This is a genomic window from Limnohabitans sp. TEGF004, from assembly GCF_027924965.1.
Classification (GTDB): Bacteria; Pseudomonadota; Gammaproteobacteria; order Burkholderiales; family Burkholderiaceae_C; genus Limnohabitans.
Genome location: NZ_AP027056.1, coordinates 666543 through 680342 on the forward strand (window position 1 = coordinate 666543; position 13800 = coordinate 680342).

Annotated in this window: 15 protein-coding genes; 13 read left to right on the top strand and 2 right to left on the bottom strand. The window is 55.8% G+C overall.

Going from position 1 to position 13800, the window contains the following annotated elements; genetic code table 11:
* Positions 1-5: 5 nt before the first annotated feature.
* The 3 genes from LINBF2_RS03315 to LINBF2_RS03325 all read left to right on the top strand — a co-directional run bounded on the left by LINBF2_RS03315 (position 6) and on the right by LINBF2_RS03325 (position 1972).
* A complete protein-coding gene (locus LINBF2_RS03315; RefSeq protein ID WP_281890414.1) occupies positions 6-995 on the top strand; it encodes an XdhC family protein in 990 nt (329 codons plus the stop codon).
* Positions 992-1567, top strand: coding sequence for a nucleotidyltransferase family protein (locus LINBF2_RS03320; protein ID WP_281890416.1), 576 nt, complete (start codon positions 992-994; stop codon positions 1565-1567). The genes LINBF2_RS03315 and LINBF2_RS03320 overlap by 4 nt, the downstream gene beginning before the upstream one ends.
* 90 nt (positions 1568-1657) lie before the next feature.
* Positions 1658-1972, top strand: coding sequence for a high-potential iron-sulfur protein (locus tag LINBF2_RS03325; RefSeq protein ID WP_108359161.1), 315 nt, complete (start codon positions 1658-1660; stop codon positions 1970-1972).
* A 78-nt stretch (positions 1973-2050) separates the two neighbouring features.
* Here LINBF2_RS03325 and LINBF2_RS03330 read toward each other — a convergent pair whose 3' ends face one another.
* On the bottom strand, positions 2051-2824 hold the full coding sequence (locus LINBF2_RS03330; protein WP_281890419.1) for an enoyl-CoA hydratase-related protein: 774 nt from the start codon (positions 2822-2824) through the stop codon (positions 2051-2053).
* A 69-nt stretch (positions 2825-2893) separates the two neighbouring features.
* Between LINBF2_RS03330 and LINBF2_RS03335 the strand changes: the two genes are divergently transcribed.
* From LINBF2_RS03335 to LINBF2_RS03345, 3 genes are read left to right on the top strand one after another with little or no spacing between them, the layout of a single operon-like run.
* Positions 2894-3829 carry a 2-hydroxyacid dehydrogenase gene (locus LINBF2_RS03335; RefSeq protein WP_281890421.1) on the top strand — a complete coding sequence of 312 codons (936 nt, stop codon included), beginning with the start codon at positions 2894-2896 and terminating at the stop codon, positions 3827-3829.
* Between the two features lie 13 nt (positions 3830-3842).
* Positions 3843-4919 (top strand): amidohydrolase family protein, encoded by a 1077-nt coding sequence (locus LINBF2_RS03340; protein WP_281890422.1) that lies wholly within the window; start codon positions 3843-3845, stop codon positions 4917-4919.
* Positions 4920-4938: 19 nt separating this feature from the next.
* On the top strand, positions 4939-5919 hold the full coding sequence (locus tag LINBF2_RS03345) for a tripartite tricarboxylate transporter substrate binding protein (RefSeq protein WP_281890423.1): 981 nt from the start codon (positions 4939-4941) through the stop codon (positions 5917-5919).
* A gap of 12 nt (positions 5920-5931) precedes the next feature.
* Here the strand turns inward: LINBF2_RS03345 and LINBF2_RS03350 are convergent, their stop codons facing one another.
* Positions 5932-7554 (bottom strand): FAD-dependent monooxygenase, encoded by a 1623-nt coding sequence (locus tag LINBF2_RS03350; protein ID WP_281890425.1) that lies wholly within the window; start codon positions 7552-7554, stop codon positions 5932-5934.
* Positions 7555-7703: 149 nt separating this feature from the next.
* Between LINBF2_RS03350 and LINBF2_RS03355 the strand changes: the two genes are divergently transcribed.
* From LINBF2_RS03355 to LINBF2_RS03385, 7 genes are all read left to right on the top strand, one after another.
* On the top strand, positions 7704-8423 hold the full coding sequence (locus tag LINBF2_RS03355) for an alpha/beta hydrolase (protein ID WP_281890426.1): 720 nt from the start codon (positions 7704-7706) through the stop codon (positions 8421-8423).
* Between the two features lie 62 nt (positions 8424-8485).
* Entirely contained in the window at positions 8486-9259 is a 774-nt protein-coding gene (locus LINBF2_RS03360) for a GntR family transcriptional regulator (protein WP_281890427.1), read from the top strand.
* A 27-nt stretch (positions 9260-9286) separates the two neighbouring features.
* A complete protein-coding gene (locus LINBF2_RS03365) occupies positions 9287-10453 on the top strand; it encodes an ABC transporter substrate-binding protein (RefSeq protein WP_281890428.1) in 1167 nt (388 codons plus the stop codon).
* Positions 10453-11331, top strand: a complete 879-nt coding sequence (locus tag LINBF2_RS03370) for a branched-chain amino acid ABC transporter permease (protein WP_281890430.1) — start codon at positions 10453-10455, stop codon at positions 11329-11331. The genes LINBF2_RS03365 and LINBF2_RS03370 overlap by 1 nt, the downstream gene beginning before the upstream one ends.
* The gene (locus tag LINBF2_RS03375) at positions 11328-12302 is read left to right on the top strand and encodes a branched-chain amino acid ABC transporter permease (protein WP_281890432.1); all 975 of its coding nucleotides are present in this window, start codon (positions 11328-11330) and stop codon (positions 12300-12302) included. Before LINBF2_RS03370 ends, LINBF2_RS03375 begins: the two co-directional genes overlap by 4 nt.
* The gene (locus LINBF2_RS03380) at positions 12299-13069 is read left to right on the top strand and encodes an ABC transporter ATP-binding protein (RefSeq protein WP_281890434.1); all 771 of its coding nucleotides are present in this window, start codon (positions 12299-12301) and stop codon (positions 13067-13069) included. Before LINBF2_RS03375 ends, LINBF2_RS03380 begins: the two co-directional genes overlap by 4 nt.
* On the top strand, positions 13062-13799 hold the full coding sequence (locus tag LINBF2_RS03385; RefSeq protein ID WP_281890436.1) for an ABC transporter ATP-binding protein: 738 nt from the start codon (positions 13062-13064) through the stop codon (positions 13797-13799). The genes LINBF2_RS03380 and LINBF2_RS03385 overlap by 8 nt, the downstream gene beginning before the upstream one ends.
* Position 13800: the final 1 nt, after the last annotated feature.

The following is a 13800-nucleotide window of genomic DNA, read 5'->3' on the forward strand; positions in this document are numbered from 1 at the left end:
GTGACATGGAGAGCTTAGACCTGCGTGTGTTGGGGGATGTGCTGGCTTGGCGTCAAGCTGGTCGGCGCGTCACCTTGGTCACGGTGGTGGAAACGTGGGGCAGTGCGCCACGCCCACCTGGGGCTTTGCTCGCGGTGCGTGACGACGGCGTGGTCAGTGGTTCGGTATCGGGTGGTTGTGTCGAAGATGACTTGATTGCCCGCATCAAAGCTGGCGAATACGACGCCCTCGAGCACCCATCCATGGTGGCCTATGGCGTGAGCAAAGAAGAGGCCGCACGCTTTGGCTTGCCCTGCGGCGGCACCTTGCGTTTGGTGCAAGAGCCAGTCAAAGATGTGGCGTGGATTGAAGAGGTGTTGCAACGCACCTCGTCACACCAATTGGTGGCGCGTACGGTCAAGCTGTCAACCGGCGAGGTGACGTTACGTGAAGCAGCTCGCACCGATGCACTGCAGTTTGACGGCATCACACTCACGAGTTTGTTTGGCCCGCGCTGGCGCTTGTTGTTGATTGGCGCTGGTCAGCTCAGCCAAGCCGTGGCACACATGGCCAAGCTGCTGGATTTTGAGGTGCTGGTGTGTGATCCGCGTGAAGAATACGCAGCCACGCTTGGACTCGAAGGCGTGACCCGTGTCATGGGCATGCCTGATGACGTGGTGCTAGAGCTGAAGCCTGATGCACACACCGCCATCGTGGCCTTAACGCATGATTCAAAGTTGGATGACATGGCCTTGATGGAGGCCTTGAATTCAGATGCGTTCTATGTGGGCGCTTTAGGGTCGCGCCGCAACCAAGCCACACGCAAGCAGCGGTTGATGGAGCACTTTGGCATCAGTGCCGAGGCACTTGAGCGTTTGCATGGCCCTGTCGGTTTGAGCATTGGCGCTAAAACGCCAGCCGAAATTGCGGTGTCCATCATTGCGCAAATCTTGCAAGTCAAAAACGCGGCAGCGGCTGCGCCCGTGGCGACCGAATCTTCCTGCGTCAAAGCGTGAAAGCCCTGCCGACGGTCATCGTCTTAGCAGCTGGCAAGGGCGAACGGTTCAAGGCGTCGGGTGGGACGCAAGACAAACTCCAATCTTTGTTGTGTGGCCAACCTGTGCGCGAACACGTGTTGGCAGCGGTGCGCGCCAGCGGCTTACCGTGGCATTTGGTGGAGCGAACACACACGGCGCATCTAACAAACCCGGGCATGGGGGACAGCATCGCCTGCGGTGTGGCTGCAACGCCTGATGCGCATGGCTGGCTCATCTTGCCTGCTGATTTGCCGTTGATTCAAGCCGGTACCTTGTTGGCCGTTGCCAAGGCCTTGCAAGCCCATGAGGTAGTGGTACCGCGCTACCAAGGACAACAGGGCCACCCTGTGGGATTTGGTTTGTCGTGCTGTGCGGCCTTGTTGCAGCTCACGGGTGACTTTGGGGCGCGTGCGGTGGTCGCGCATCACACCGTGTTCCGCCTAGACGTTGACGATGAGGGGTGTGTGATGGATGTAGACACGGTCGACGCCTTAGCGCTTGCTGAACTACGTATTCAAGACAGAGGTATACAAAAAGGTGGTGCCAATTGATGTCTGTCAATTGAACGTTAGGAACACTCGTTAAGATACGCGCTGCCAGTATCTTCTGGCCCAATTTCAAACTTTCCCAAGGGGACATTGATGACCAAACCTACCAACCGTCGCGTATTCATGATGCAAACCATTTCTGTTGCTGGCGTTGCCGCCTTTGCAACAACTGCTGCACAAGCAGCGATGGTGGACGAGAAAGACCCACAAGCCGCTGGCCTGGGCTACAAAGCCGATGCCACCAAAGTGGACAAAGCCAAGCAGCCTAAATACGCGGCTGGCCAACAGTGCAGCAACTGTGCGTTGTTCCAAGGTAAGGCGGCAGATGCTGCTGGCGGTTGCCCCTTGTTCGCGGGCAAACAAGTTGCTGGCAAAGGTTGGTGTTCGGCTTACGCCAAGAAGGCTTAATTTAAGTCTGGGCCTTTTTCAAGGTCTGAACAAAATGGGAGCCCACAGGCTCCCATTTTTTATGCCTGAAGCAGAGCTTTAGCGGCCTGTGAACTTGGGGGTGCGGCGCTCAGCAAATGCGGCGCGACCCTCGGTAAAGTCTTGCGTGTGTACCGACTGACGTGAGCGCTCTTTCAGTGCAGGCTCGCTGTACAAGCCTGCAGCAATCTCGTTCAAACTTTTCTTGGTGGCCTGCAGCGCCAACGGTGCCATGCCGCACAAAGCCTGTACAGTTTTTTCAAGCGTGGCTTCAAAGGCCTCGGCGTTGACGAGTGCCTCAAATAGACCCAGGGTTTCGAGGTCTTCATAGGCCATGGATTGGCCCAAAAGAAATGCGCGCTTACTCGCTTGCACACCTAGGCGGCTGACGTATCGGCGCAAGCCACTGGGGTAATAGTGCAGGCCCAGTGCGGCTGCAGGCATGCGCCATGTGTAGCCGCGCTGCGCCACAGTGAAGTCGCAGGCAAGCACCAAGTCTGTCGCGCCGCCATACACGCTGCCATTCAAGGCACAAATCGTCACAGGACGTAAACGCTCCAGAGCCTCTGGGATCTTTTCAAAGAACAAAGGCGCCATGGGGTCGTTGTCAAACCCACCCACGTTGTAGCCTGCGCTGAACACGGCTTGTTTTTGTGTGCTGGTGTCAGCGCGCAACACCACCGCATGTATCGCCGTGTTGCGGTTGATGGTTTCAAAGTGGGCCAGCAAGGTATTGAGGTCATCGTCCGTCAAACTGTTGCGCTGCGAGGGACGGCGCAAGGTGAGGGTGGCCACAGCGCCAGAGATGTCGAGGAGAGGGGTGCCTTCAGTCATAGTCTGTGATGTTAGCCAATCACGGAGTAGAGTAAGGGTCAGTACCAAAGACTGCTGGAGGATTCCGCCATGACACAAGAAATCATGCAAGTGTCGCCCTTGCCCCCGTTCATGATGAATGCGCTGCAAGAAGCCGATTACATCGTGCACGACCACACCCACATCAAAGACCCAGGCGCGCTGGTCAAAGTGACAGCACTGGTCGGCACAGGTGCGGCGGTGGTGGATAAGAAATTGCTGAGCATGCTGCCCAACGTGAAGTTGATAGCCATTTGTGGCGTCGGGTACGACGGCGTAGACGTGGTTGCGGCCAAAGAAAAAGGCATCGTGGTCACGCACACGCCAGGCGTGCTGACCGACGATGTGGCCGATTTGGCGTTGGGCTTGGTGTTGTCGATTGGCCGTCGTATTCCACAGGCCGATCGCTTTGTGCGCAACGGTGATTGGGTGAACGACACGTTTCCCATGACCCGTAAAGTCACGGGTGCACGCTTAGGCGTGGTGGGGATGGGCCGCATTGGCCGTGCCATTGCCAAGCGTGCGGCCGCATTTGACATGCGTATTGCGTACACCGGTCGTGAAGCCAAGGCCGATGTGCCTTACGCCTTCTACAAAACTGCCACGGCCTTGGCGGCCGAGGTGGACTATTTGGTGGTGGCGGTGCCCGGCGGTGACGGCACTAAGAATTTGATTGGTGCTTCTGTGCTCCAAGCACTGGGCCCCAAGGGCTACCTCATCAACATCGCGCGTGGCTCGGTGGTGGATCAACCGGTATTGGTGCAAGCGCTCAAAGGCAAAGCGATAGCGGGCGCGGCGCTCGACGTGTTTTGGGATGAACCCATTGTTGATCCCGATTTGCGTCGCTTGCCCAATGTGGTGTTGACGCCCCATATCGCCAGCGCGACAGATGAAACACGTCAAGCCATGGCAGCATTGACCCTCGATAACTTGCAAGCCTTCTATGAAAGGAGGGCTTTGCCAACGCCAGTGCCTGAGTGCCAATAATTTGAGGAAGTCCATGACCACCATTTCGTCGTCTTTGCCTGCACGGCCTTATCGACGCATCGCCACTGAAGAGGCGTTTTCTCCCCCCGAAATGCTAGAAATTTACAAACGCATTTTGGCCAAAGATGATGTGGATGTGGGCTTCAAACACCTCATGGGCTTTTACATGAGCAGCCCGAGTGAGCGTGCCACGCACATCATGCGCTGCTTGACCGACTTGGATGCGTTGCGCTTACAGCACATGGACGAAGCGGGTGTAGATGTTCAAGTCATCGGGCTCACATCACCCGGCGTACAGATCATGGACAAAGGCACGGCTGTCGCGTTTGCACCCGTGGCCAACGACATCTTGGCAGATGCCATGCGTCGCCACCCTGATCGTTTGGTCGGCATGATTGCTGTTGCACCGCAAGACCCTGCTGCTGCAGCGAAAGAGATTCAACGTGGGGTGAACCAACTGGGCATGCACTCGGTGGTGATCAATTCGCACACCCAAGGTGAGTATTTGTCCGACCAAAAGTTTTGGCCCATTTTTGAAGCGGCTGAGGCGATGGACACACCCATTTATCTGCACCCCAATGCCATGCCTGCCAGCATGATTCAGCACTTCATCGAAGCCGGCTTAGATGGCGCGATTTATGGGTTTGGTGTGGAGACAGGTTTGCATGCCTTACGCCTCATCACCTCGGGCGTGTTTGATCGCTTTCCTAAGTTACAAATCATCTTGGGCCATATGGGTGAGGCCTTGCCGTTTTGGGCTTATCGCTTGGACTACATGCATGCTGCCACCGTTAAATCGAAGCGTTACCCCAGCGTGCTGCCCACGAAGCGCAAACCCAGCGACTACTTGCGCGAGAACTTTCACATCACCAACAGTGGTGTGGCTTGGGGCGCTGCACTGAAATTCACACAAGACTTCATGGGCCCAGATCGTGTGCTCTACGCCATGGACTACCCCTACCAATATGTCCCAGAAGAAGTGGCGATGTTGGAAAGCCTCGACATGGCACCGCAGGTGCGCCAAGCCTTTTTTCAAGACAACGCTGAGCGCTTGTTCAAAATTGCGCCAGCTGCCAACGCGAATAAATAAATTGATAACGGAGACTGACATGACTTCTTTTGATCGCCGACAAGCGGCAACCTTTGCTCTCGCTGCCTTAGGGCTTTTCAGTTTTGGCGCTGTGGCGCAAACCCCTTACCCAAGCCAACCTATCAAAATCATTGTGCCTTTCACGCCCGGCACAGGCATGGACACGATTGCCCGTGTCGTGGGGCCCCGTTTGAGTGAACGATTGGGTCAGTCCGTGGTGGTGCAAAACCAACCGGGTGCCAGTGGCAACATTGGCGCAGATGCAGTGGCCAAATCCAATCCGGATGGGTACACCATCTTGATGGGGGCCAACACCATGTTGATGGCATCCCAGATGTACAAAAACGTGAGCTTCGATCCCGTGAAAGATTTCGCGCCTGTTTCAATGGCTGCTTACGGCTCGTTGATGTTGGTGGCCAATCCAAAAACGGGCATCAAGTCCTTGGCCGATTTGATCAAAGAGGCGCAAGCCAAGCCTGGTGCGATCAGTTTTGGTTCGCCTGGCGTGGGTACGCCACACCACATGGCGATGGAGTTGTTCAAACTCGAATCCAACACCTTCATGCTGCATGTGCCTTACCGTGGCTCTGCTGGCTACACACAAGACTTGTTGGGGGGTGAGCTGAATGTGGGCTTTTTACCTGTACACATCGCCCAAGGTTTTGTGAAAAGCGGTCGCTTGAATGCCTTGGCTGTCGGGAGTCCCAAACGTCATCCTGTGGCGCCTGATGTGCCGACCTTTGACGAGGTGGGGGTTAAGCGCATTGATGTGGATCTTTGGTACGCCTTTTTCTTGCCAAGCAAAACGCCTGCTGCTGTGGTGAACCGTTTGAATACCGAAATGGCAGCCATTTTGAGACAAGCTGATGTCAAGGATATTTTGGGTAAAGCCGGCATGGACGCCTCTGCATCGACTCCCGCAGAGCTATCGGCCATCGTTGCCAAAGATTACCCTCGTTGGGGGACTGTGATTCGCACCAAGCAAATCACAGCAGATTGACCCGCTTCAGTTTCAATGCGCTGCGTGGTTGATCTGACCGCGCAGGCGCTTGAATAACTGATGGGCCAAGTCTGGATGAATGGTCTGTTCTTCGCTGACCCACGCCACGAATTGATCTGGGCGCACCAAAATCCAACGGGCTTCATAACGGTCAGCGTGCGAGCCGGCATGTTCGTGAATGACTTTCAGTGGCACGCCCGCAGCGGCTGCGGCATCTGTCAGCACTTGCGCGTCGGTTGAATCGGCACCTAAGGCGAGCAGAGTGAAACCATCGCCTAACAGATCAAACACATTGTGCGCATTGCTCAACATGACGGGTGCCAAGTGGTGCCCTGTGCGCGCTTTGAATTGATGTGAGCCTTTGGCGCTGCACACGTGTCCAGCCTTCGTGTCTGGCCAAACAATCGGCGAGCCTTCGTAGTGGGGTTCAAACGCATGGACCTCGCCCACCGCGCCCTGTGATCTTTCGGCCCAAGCCGCTTCGAAGGCGACAGGCGCGCGCATGGGATCGAAGGCCTCTAAAAATGCACGGTCTGTCTCAATGGATTTGGCAATGAAGTCATCGATGGTGGAGGCAAACACAGGGCGGCGTTCAGCGTCATACGAGTCGAGCAGGGCATCATCGCCCCAGCCTTGCAAGACAGCGGCTAACTTCCAACCTAGGTTACGCGCATCTTCAAACCCTGAATTGACGCCATAGCCGCCATAAGGTGGGTGGCTGTGTGCAGCATCGCCAGCAATGAAGATCCTGCCTGCGCGGTAGTGGTCGGCCAAGGCAAACCTCAAATCCCAGAACCCAATGTGTTGGAACTCAATTTCAAACGCCTCACCCACGGATTCATGAAGGTATTTTTTGAAATCAAAGTTGTCTGCCGTGGTGCCCATGGGCACTGGTGCGTGAAAGAACCATGTGTTGCCCAGATCGACACGGCCGAAAAACTTCCAATACCCTTTGAGGTCTGGATGCAGCACGTTGTAAAACGATTTGCCAGGGAAACGAGCGAGTAACGTGTGTAGTTCTTGCGATTTGAAAACCAGCAGCACCATGCACCGATCATGGTCAGACAGTGTTTGTGTGATGCCCGCTTGCTCTCGCGTTGGCGATCGACTGCCGTCACATCCCACCACATATTTCGCACGGATGATTTGTTGTTGTTTGCTGCTGCGTTCAGTCAGTGTGACGGTGGCGCCTTCATCGTCTTGCGCGATGGTTTCTGCTCCCCAGCCAAATAGCGTCTTGATGGTCGGCAGCACGGCCACGCGTTGGCGCAATACCTTTTCAGTTTCGTATTGGGGCAGACGTTCGTTGTCTTTGAAGTAATACGGCTTCACCAGTTCACGTTGCAGCCAGTCGTAGTGATGGTTGCTCAGCAACGAACCATAAGCGGTCAAGCCACCGATGCCGTATTCAGGGGGAATGGTTCGCGCTGCGCGCAGCTGTGGCTCAGCACCCCAAAAATGAAAGTGCTCCATCGTGCGCTGCGTCAGGTTTTGGCCCCTTGGAATAGGTTGGGTTTGCGTGTGGCGTTCAGCCAATATGCAGTGAACACCGCGTTGCCCCAACTCAATCGCCAAGCCAAGACCCACGGGGCCGCCGCCGATGATCACCACATCGGTTTCAAAAGAAGAGTGCATGCTGTCTGTCATGTGAACCATTTCCAAAGAACACATTGTCGCGGTCTCCATCGCGGATTCCTGTCGCGAACTTGCCAACGTACGCTAGGCTCTTGCGTTACAAACCATGCGTGAGGATTGCCTCTTACTCTGATGATGAAGATATACGAATGAACGCCTTACCCCTTTTGCTTGTGCCTGGATTGATGTGTGACCACACGGTTTGGGATCCTCTCTTGCCTCGGCTGTCGTCCTCGCACGTTTGCACGGTGGTCGATCATGGTGATGCGAATTCGCTTCCCCAAATGGCGGTTCAGTTATTGCAAGATGCGCCGCCTTTGTTTTATCTAGCGGGACACTCCATGGGAGCTCGTGTGGCGCTGGAGGTGCTGCGCATCGCACCTGAGCGCGTGGCGGGTGTGGCGCTTTTGGATACAGGCTATTTGCCAAAGTTGGCGGGAGCTGCTGGGGAGGAAGAGGTTCGCAAACGCATGGCGCTGCTGCAAATTGCGCAGAACCAAAGTGTGCGCGCTATGGCGCGTGAATGGGTGCAAGGCATGGTGCATCCAGATCGGTTGGCTGATGCAGATTTGATTGAGCGCATCTTGGCCATGTTCGATCGCAAAGACGCCGCAGTATTTGCGCATCAACTTCATGCGCTCATTCACAGACCCGATGCCAGCGATGTGTTGTCATCCATCCGCGTGCCAACTTTGATTCTTTGTGGGCGACAAGACTTTTGGTCTCCACCTTCGCAGCATGAGGCCATGCATCAGCTTGCGCCACACGCCCGTTTGGCCGTGATAGACGAGGCAGGGCATATGGCTCCCATGGAGCGTCCTGACTTGGTAGTGGCCGAGTTTTTACACTGGTTGGATACAAAATACTAGCATTTACCCTTTAAATGCCTATTTGTTGAGCTAAATCAAGTCTCAATGTATACAATTTTTAAATGCAACCGAATTTTGTAACTGCCACTCACACCACTCACGGCGAACCTTTTGAAGAAGGTGGGTCGCAGGCCGTCAAGGTCCAGTTGAAGTTACGCGAGATGGTGTTGGCTGGCGACTTGAAGGCTGGATCACGCATCACCGAGCTAGCGCTGGTTGAAAAGCTTGGCGTTTCGAGAACGCCGATTCGCGCTGCCTTGATCCGACTCGAGCAAGAAGGGTTGTTGCAACAAATGCCCAGCGGTGGTTTTGCTGTGCGCAAATTCTCGGAAGCCGATGTGGCCGATGCGATTGAGTTGCGAGGCACGGTAGAAGGTCTGGCTGCGCGCATGGCGGCAGAGCGCGGTACGTCTGAGCAAAACCTAGAACAAGCTAATGAATGCCTTGATCAAATTGATCTTTTGCTTCGCGAGCCGGTGTTGCACGAAGAGGCTTTCTCGCGCTATGTCGATTTGAATGCGCAATTCCACACTTTGTTGGGTGGCTTCTCAGCCTCTCCTGTGATTCAGCGCGAGTTGGAGCGCGTGGGCAGCTTGCCATTTGCATCGCCTTCCGGCTTTGTGGGCGTGCAAGCCAACTCGCCTCAGGCGCGTGACATGCTCATCGTGGCCCAAGACCAACACAGACAAGTAATGCAAGCCATTGTCCAGCGCGAGGGTGCGAGGGCTGAAGCGTTGATGCGCGAACACTCGCGTTTGGCGCAAAGAAATTTACGCGAAGCGGTGCGCAGTTCGCTTCATCTGCCGGGCGTGCATTTGATTTCCCCCAGTTCTTAACGACGATTATTTCAAAGGAGACAGTTCATGCAAAAACGTTTTTTCCTCAGCGCTGTAACGCTTGGTTTGTTAGCCGCGCATGCGGGCACGGCCTTGGCTCAAGAGAAATTTAAGATCGGTTTGATCTTGCCCATGACCGGTCCCTTTGCCTCAACGGGCAAGCAAATTGAAGCCGCTGCGCGCTTGTACATGGCGCAAAACGGTGACACCGTGGGCGGTAAAAAAGTGGAGTTGATTGTCAAAGACGACACCAGCGCACCTGATGTGACCAAGCGTATTGCGCAAGAACTGGTGGTGAACGAGAAGGTCAATGTATTGGCTGGTTTTGGCTTGACGCCATTGGCCATGGCCACAGCACCCTTGGCCACACAGTCGAAAACGCCGATGGTGGTGATGGCTGCGGCTACATCCAGCATCACGCAAGCCTCGCCTTATGTTGTGCGCACCAGCTTCGCCTTGCCACAAGCCGCAGTGGCCTTGGCCGATTGGGCGCCCAACAATGGCATCAAAAAAGTGGTGACCTTGGTGTCTGACTATGGTCCCGGCATCGATGCTGAAAAGTTTTTCAAAGAGCGTTTGATGTTCAACGGTGGTCAAGTGTTGGACACCTTGCGCGTGCCCATGCGTAACCCCGACTTTGCACCGTTCTTGCAAAAGGTGCGTGATTTGAAACCGGATGCGGTGTTTGTGTTTGTGCCCTCGGGCGCCGGAGCCGCGCTGATGAAACAGTTTGCCGAACGTGGCATGGACAAAGCCGGCATCAAGTTGATTGGTACGGGCGACATCACCGATGACGATATCTTGAACAGCATGGGCGATGTGGCCCATGGTGTGGTGACCTCGCACCACTACTCGGCGTCGCATAACTCGCCACTCAACAAAAAATTTGTCGCTGCGTTTGAAAAGGCCAACGCGGGCTTGCGCCCCAACTTCATGGCCGTGGGTGGCTATGACGGCATGCGTGTGATTTATGAAGCAGCCAAGGTCACCAAAGGTGGCAATGGTGAGGCGTTGCTCAATGCCATGAAAGGCCAAGTGTTTGAAAGCCCACGCGGCCCCATGTTCATTGATGCGCAAACGCGTGATGTGGTGCACAACATCTACATCCGCAAGGTGGAGAAGGTGGGTGGTCAACTCTTTAACCAAGAGTTCAGCACCATCCCTGACGTCAAAGATCCAGGTAAGACCAAGTAATGCTCACCCTGTTGTTTGACGGTGTCGCGTACGGCATGCTGCTGTTTATTCTTGCAGTGGGTTTGTGCGTGACCATGGGGTTGATGAACTTCATCAACCTCGCGCATGGCGCGTTTGCCATGCTAGGAGGCTACGTCACCGTGGCGCTGATGCAGCGCCACGGCGTACCGTTTTTGATGTGTTTGCCGTTGGCCTTTTTGGCCTCGGCGGCCGTGGGTGTGGTGCTGGAGCGCACGCTGTATCGGCCCATGTACAAGAAACCGCACTTGGACCAAGTGTTGTTTTCGATTGGCTTGGCCTTCATGGCCGTTGCCTCGGCGGACTATCTGATGGGCTCGCAACAGCAAATCATGCAGCTGCCCGATTGGTTGCGTGGCCGCACCGAGTTGTTTGCTGACACGCCCTTTGTGTTGGGCATGGGCCACTACCGTTTGTTCATCATCGCGGTGTGTGCGGCGTTGACGATCGGTTTGCAGTATGTACTGTCGGCCACGCGTTTTGGCAGCCGCTTGCGCGCCAGTGTGGACGACCCGCGTGCGGCGTCTGGCTTGGGCATCAACGTGAACGTGGTGTTTGCTGCCACCTTTGCCGTGGGTTCTGGTTTGGCCGGTTTAGGCGGGGCCTTAGGTGCTGAGGTGCTGGGCTTGGACCCGACCTTTCCTTTGAAATTCATGGTGTACTTTTTGATCGTGGTGGCCGTCGGCGGCACCACCTCCATCACGGGGCCTTTGCTGGCCGCGTTGTTGCTGGGCATTGCCGATGTGGCGGGCAAGTACTACATCCCTAAATTGGGCGCGTTCATTGTGTATGCCCTGATGATTGCGATTTTGATTTGGCGTCCACAAGGCCTCTTTGTGCGTCAAGGAGGTAAGTCATGAACGCACAGACTACTTTGCTGCGTGCGGCGCGTTGGCAGCCTCTGGAATTTTTGTTTTGGGCGCTCGCCTTTGCCTCGCCTTGGTTGCTGGCGCAGCATGCGCTCATCATCAACGAGATTGCCATCGTGGCTTTGTTCGCGGTGTCGCTGGACTTGGTGTTGGGTTACACCGGCATTGTCTCTCTGGGGCATGCGGCATTTTTGGGTTTTGGTGCGTACTCGGCAGCTTTGTTTGCCAAGCACATCCATCCTGATCCATTGCTGGGACTGTTGGTGGGCATGGGCGCCGCCACTTTGCTGGGCGCTGTGTGTTCGTTGTCCATCATGCGTGGCAGTGATTTGACGCGTTTGATGGTCACCTTGGGCACCGCACTCATCTTGCTAGAGCTGGCCAATAAGTTCAGCGACTTGACAGGTGGCGCCGATGGTTTGCAAGGCGTCATCATGGGGCCGTTGCTGGGCCAGTTTGAGTTTGACCTGATGGGCCAAACCTCGGCTTGGTACTCCTTAGCCGTGTTGCTGGTGTTGTTTGTGCTGGCACGTCGTTTGGTGCATGCGCCCTTGGGCGCCACGCTCAAGGCGGTGCGCGACAACCGCTTGCGCGCCATGGTCATTGGCATTCCAGTCACGGCACGCTTGGCTGTGGTCTACACCGTGGCCGCTGGCATTGCGGGTGCGGCTGGCGCTTTGATGGCGCAGACCACAGGGTTTGCATCGCTCGATGTGTTTGCGATGGACCGCTCTGCCGATGTCATGTTGATGCTGGCCATTGGTGGCGTGGGTTGGTTGTATGGCGGCATCGCAGGTGCAGTCGCATTCAAGCTGATGTATGACGTGATTGCCAACATCACCCCGCAGTACTGGACGTTTTGGATGGGTTTGTTTTTGGTAGTGCTCGTGCTCGTTGGACGTGAACGTTTGATTCGTCCTTGGACTTGGTTTTCTGCAGCACGCAAAGAGGGGCAGTCATGAGCGCGGTCTCTAACCTCAGCGGCTATGCCTTGCAAACGCAAGGGCTGGTCAAACGTTTTGGTGGCATCACGGCCACCGACCATGTCAACCTCAACATTGCACATGGTGCGCGTCACGCCCTGATTGGGCCCAATGGCGCAGGCAAAACCACGCTCATCAACTTGATGACCGGCGTGCTACCCGTGACCGAAGGTCGCATCGTGTTGCAGGGCGAAGACATTTCGCACCTGGCGCCGCATCAACGTGTGGCACGCGGCATGGTGCGCACCTTTCAAATCAACCAACTGTTCAACTCACTCACGCCTTTAGAGACCTTGGCGATGGTCGTCACACAGCACCGAGGCGAGGGCGCACGTTGGTGGCAGCCGCTGGGTCACAGCGCAGCCATTACTGAGCGCGCTGAAGCATTGCTGGAGCAGTTCCACCTCACCGATGTGATGCAGCAACGCACCGAGCATCTAGCCTACGGCAAACGCCGCTTGTTAGAAATGGCGATCGCTTTGGCTTGCGAGCCGCGCCTCTTGTTGTTGGACGAACCCGTAGCAGGTGTGCCCGCTGGCGAGCGCGATGAGTTGCTACAAACCGTGGCTGCGTTGCCCAGCGATGTGTCCATCGTGCTGATTGAGCACGACATGGACTTGGTGTTTAACTTTGCCGACCGTATCACGGTGTTGGTCAACGGCGCGGTGCTGACCGAGGGCACGCCGCAAGAGATTGCGCATGACCCGCAAGTCAAAGCCGTGTACTTGGGGACCAGCCATGACTAAAGCCACAGAACTGTTGCGCATGGAAGGTTTGAGCGCGGGCTACGGTGAAGCCGTGGTGTTGCACGACATTTCGCTGAGCGTGAACGAAGGTGAAACCTTAGCGTTGCTAGGCCGAAACGGCACAGGCAAAACCACGCTGATGGACACCTTGGTGGGCGTGACCACACAACATGGCGGCACGATTCAATTGGGCGGGGCTGCTTTGCATCGCATGGCGCCGCATGAACGTGCTGCGGCTGGCATTGGCTGGGTGCCACAAGAGCGCAACATTTTTAAGTCGCTCTCTGTGCATGAAAACCTCACGGCGGTGGCACGTGGTGCGAGCAACACAAAGCATCGCGCTTGGACGCCCGAGCGTGTGTACGAGTTGTTCCCACGTTTGGCAGAACGTCAAGATAACTTGGGCACACAGCTCTCAGGAGGCGAGCAACAAATGTTGGCTGTGGGTCGCGCCTTGGTGCTCAACCCACGTTTGCTGTTGTTGGATGAACCCTTAGAGGGATTGGCCCCCATCATTGTGGAAGAGTTGTTGCGTGCGATTGCACGCATCACCCGCGAAGAGGGTTTGAGCGCCATCATCGTTGAGCAACACCCACAAGCGATTTTGAAGATCAGCCACCAAGCGCTGGTGCTTGACCACGGCACGGTGGTGCACAGCGGCAGCGCGCAAGCGTTGTTGGATCAACCCGACTTGTTGGATCGTCTGCTGGGCGTTGCCCGTGTCGATTGAA

Excerpts from the sequence above, each read along its gene's own strand:
- LINBF2_RS03315 (WP_281890414.1), top strand. The coding sequence starts at position 6 with ATGGAGAGCTTAGACCTGCGTGTGTTGGGGGATGTGCTGGCTTGGCGT.
- LINBF2_RS03325 (WP_108359161.1), top strand. The coding sequence starts at position 1,658 with ATGACCAAACCTACCAACCGTCGCGTATTCATGATGCAAACCATTTCT.
- LINBF2_RS03330 (WP_281890419.1), bottom strand. The coding sequence starts at position 2,824 with ATGACTGAAGGCACCCCTCTCCTCGACATCTCTGGCGCTGTGGCCACC.
- LINBF2_RS03335 (WP_281890421.1), top strand. The coding sequence starts at position 2,894 with ATGACACAAGAAATCATGCAAGTGTCGCCCTTGCCCCCGTTCATGATG.
- LINBF2_RS03340 (WP_281890422.1), top strand. The coding sequence starts at position 3,843 with ATGACCACCATTTCGTCGTCTTTGCCTGCACGGCCTTATCGACGCATC.
- LINBF2_RS03345 (WP_281890423.1), top strand. The coding sequence starts at position 4,939 with ATGACTTCTTTTGATCGCCGACAAGCGGCAACCTTTGCTCTCGCTGCC.
- LINBF2_RS03350 (WP_281890425.1), bottom strand. The coding sequence starts at position 7,554 with ATGCACTCTTCTTTTGAAACCGATGTGGTGATCATCGGCGGCGGCCCC.
- LINBF2_RS03355 (WP_281890426.1), top strand. The coding sequence starts at position 7,704 with ATGAACGCCTTACCCCTTTTGCTTGTGCCTGGATTGATGTGTGACCAC.
- LINBF2_RS03360 (WP_281890427.1), top strand. The coding sequence starts at position 8,486 with ATGCAACCGAATTTTGTAACTGCCACTCACACCACTCACGGCGAACCT.
- LINBF2_RS03365 (WP_281890428.1), top strand. The coding sequence starts at position 9,287 with ATGCAAAAACGTTTTTTCCTCAGCGCTGTAACGCTTGGTTTGTTAGCC.
- LINBF2_RS03370 (WP_281890430.1), top strand. The coding sequence starts at position 10,453 with ATGCTCACCCTGTTGTTTGACGGTGTCGCGTACGGCATGCTGCTGTTT.
- LINBF2_RS03375 (WP_281890432.1), top strand. The coding sequence starts at position 11,328 with ATGAACGCACAGACTACTTTGCTGCGTGCGGCGCGTTGGCAGCCTCTG.
- LINBF2_RS03380 (WP_281890434.1), top strand. The coding sequence starts at position 12,299 with ATGAGCGCGGTCTCTAACCTCAGCGGCTATGCCTTGCAAACGCAAGGG.
- LINBF2_RS03385 (WP_281890436.1), top strand. The coding sequence starts at position 13,062 with ATGACTAAAGCCACAGAACTGTTGCGCATGGAAGGTTTGAGCGCGGGC.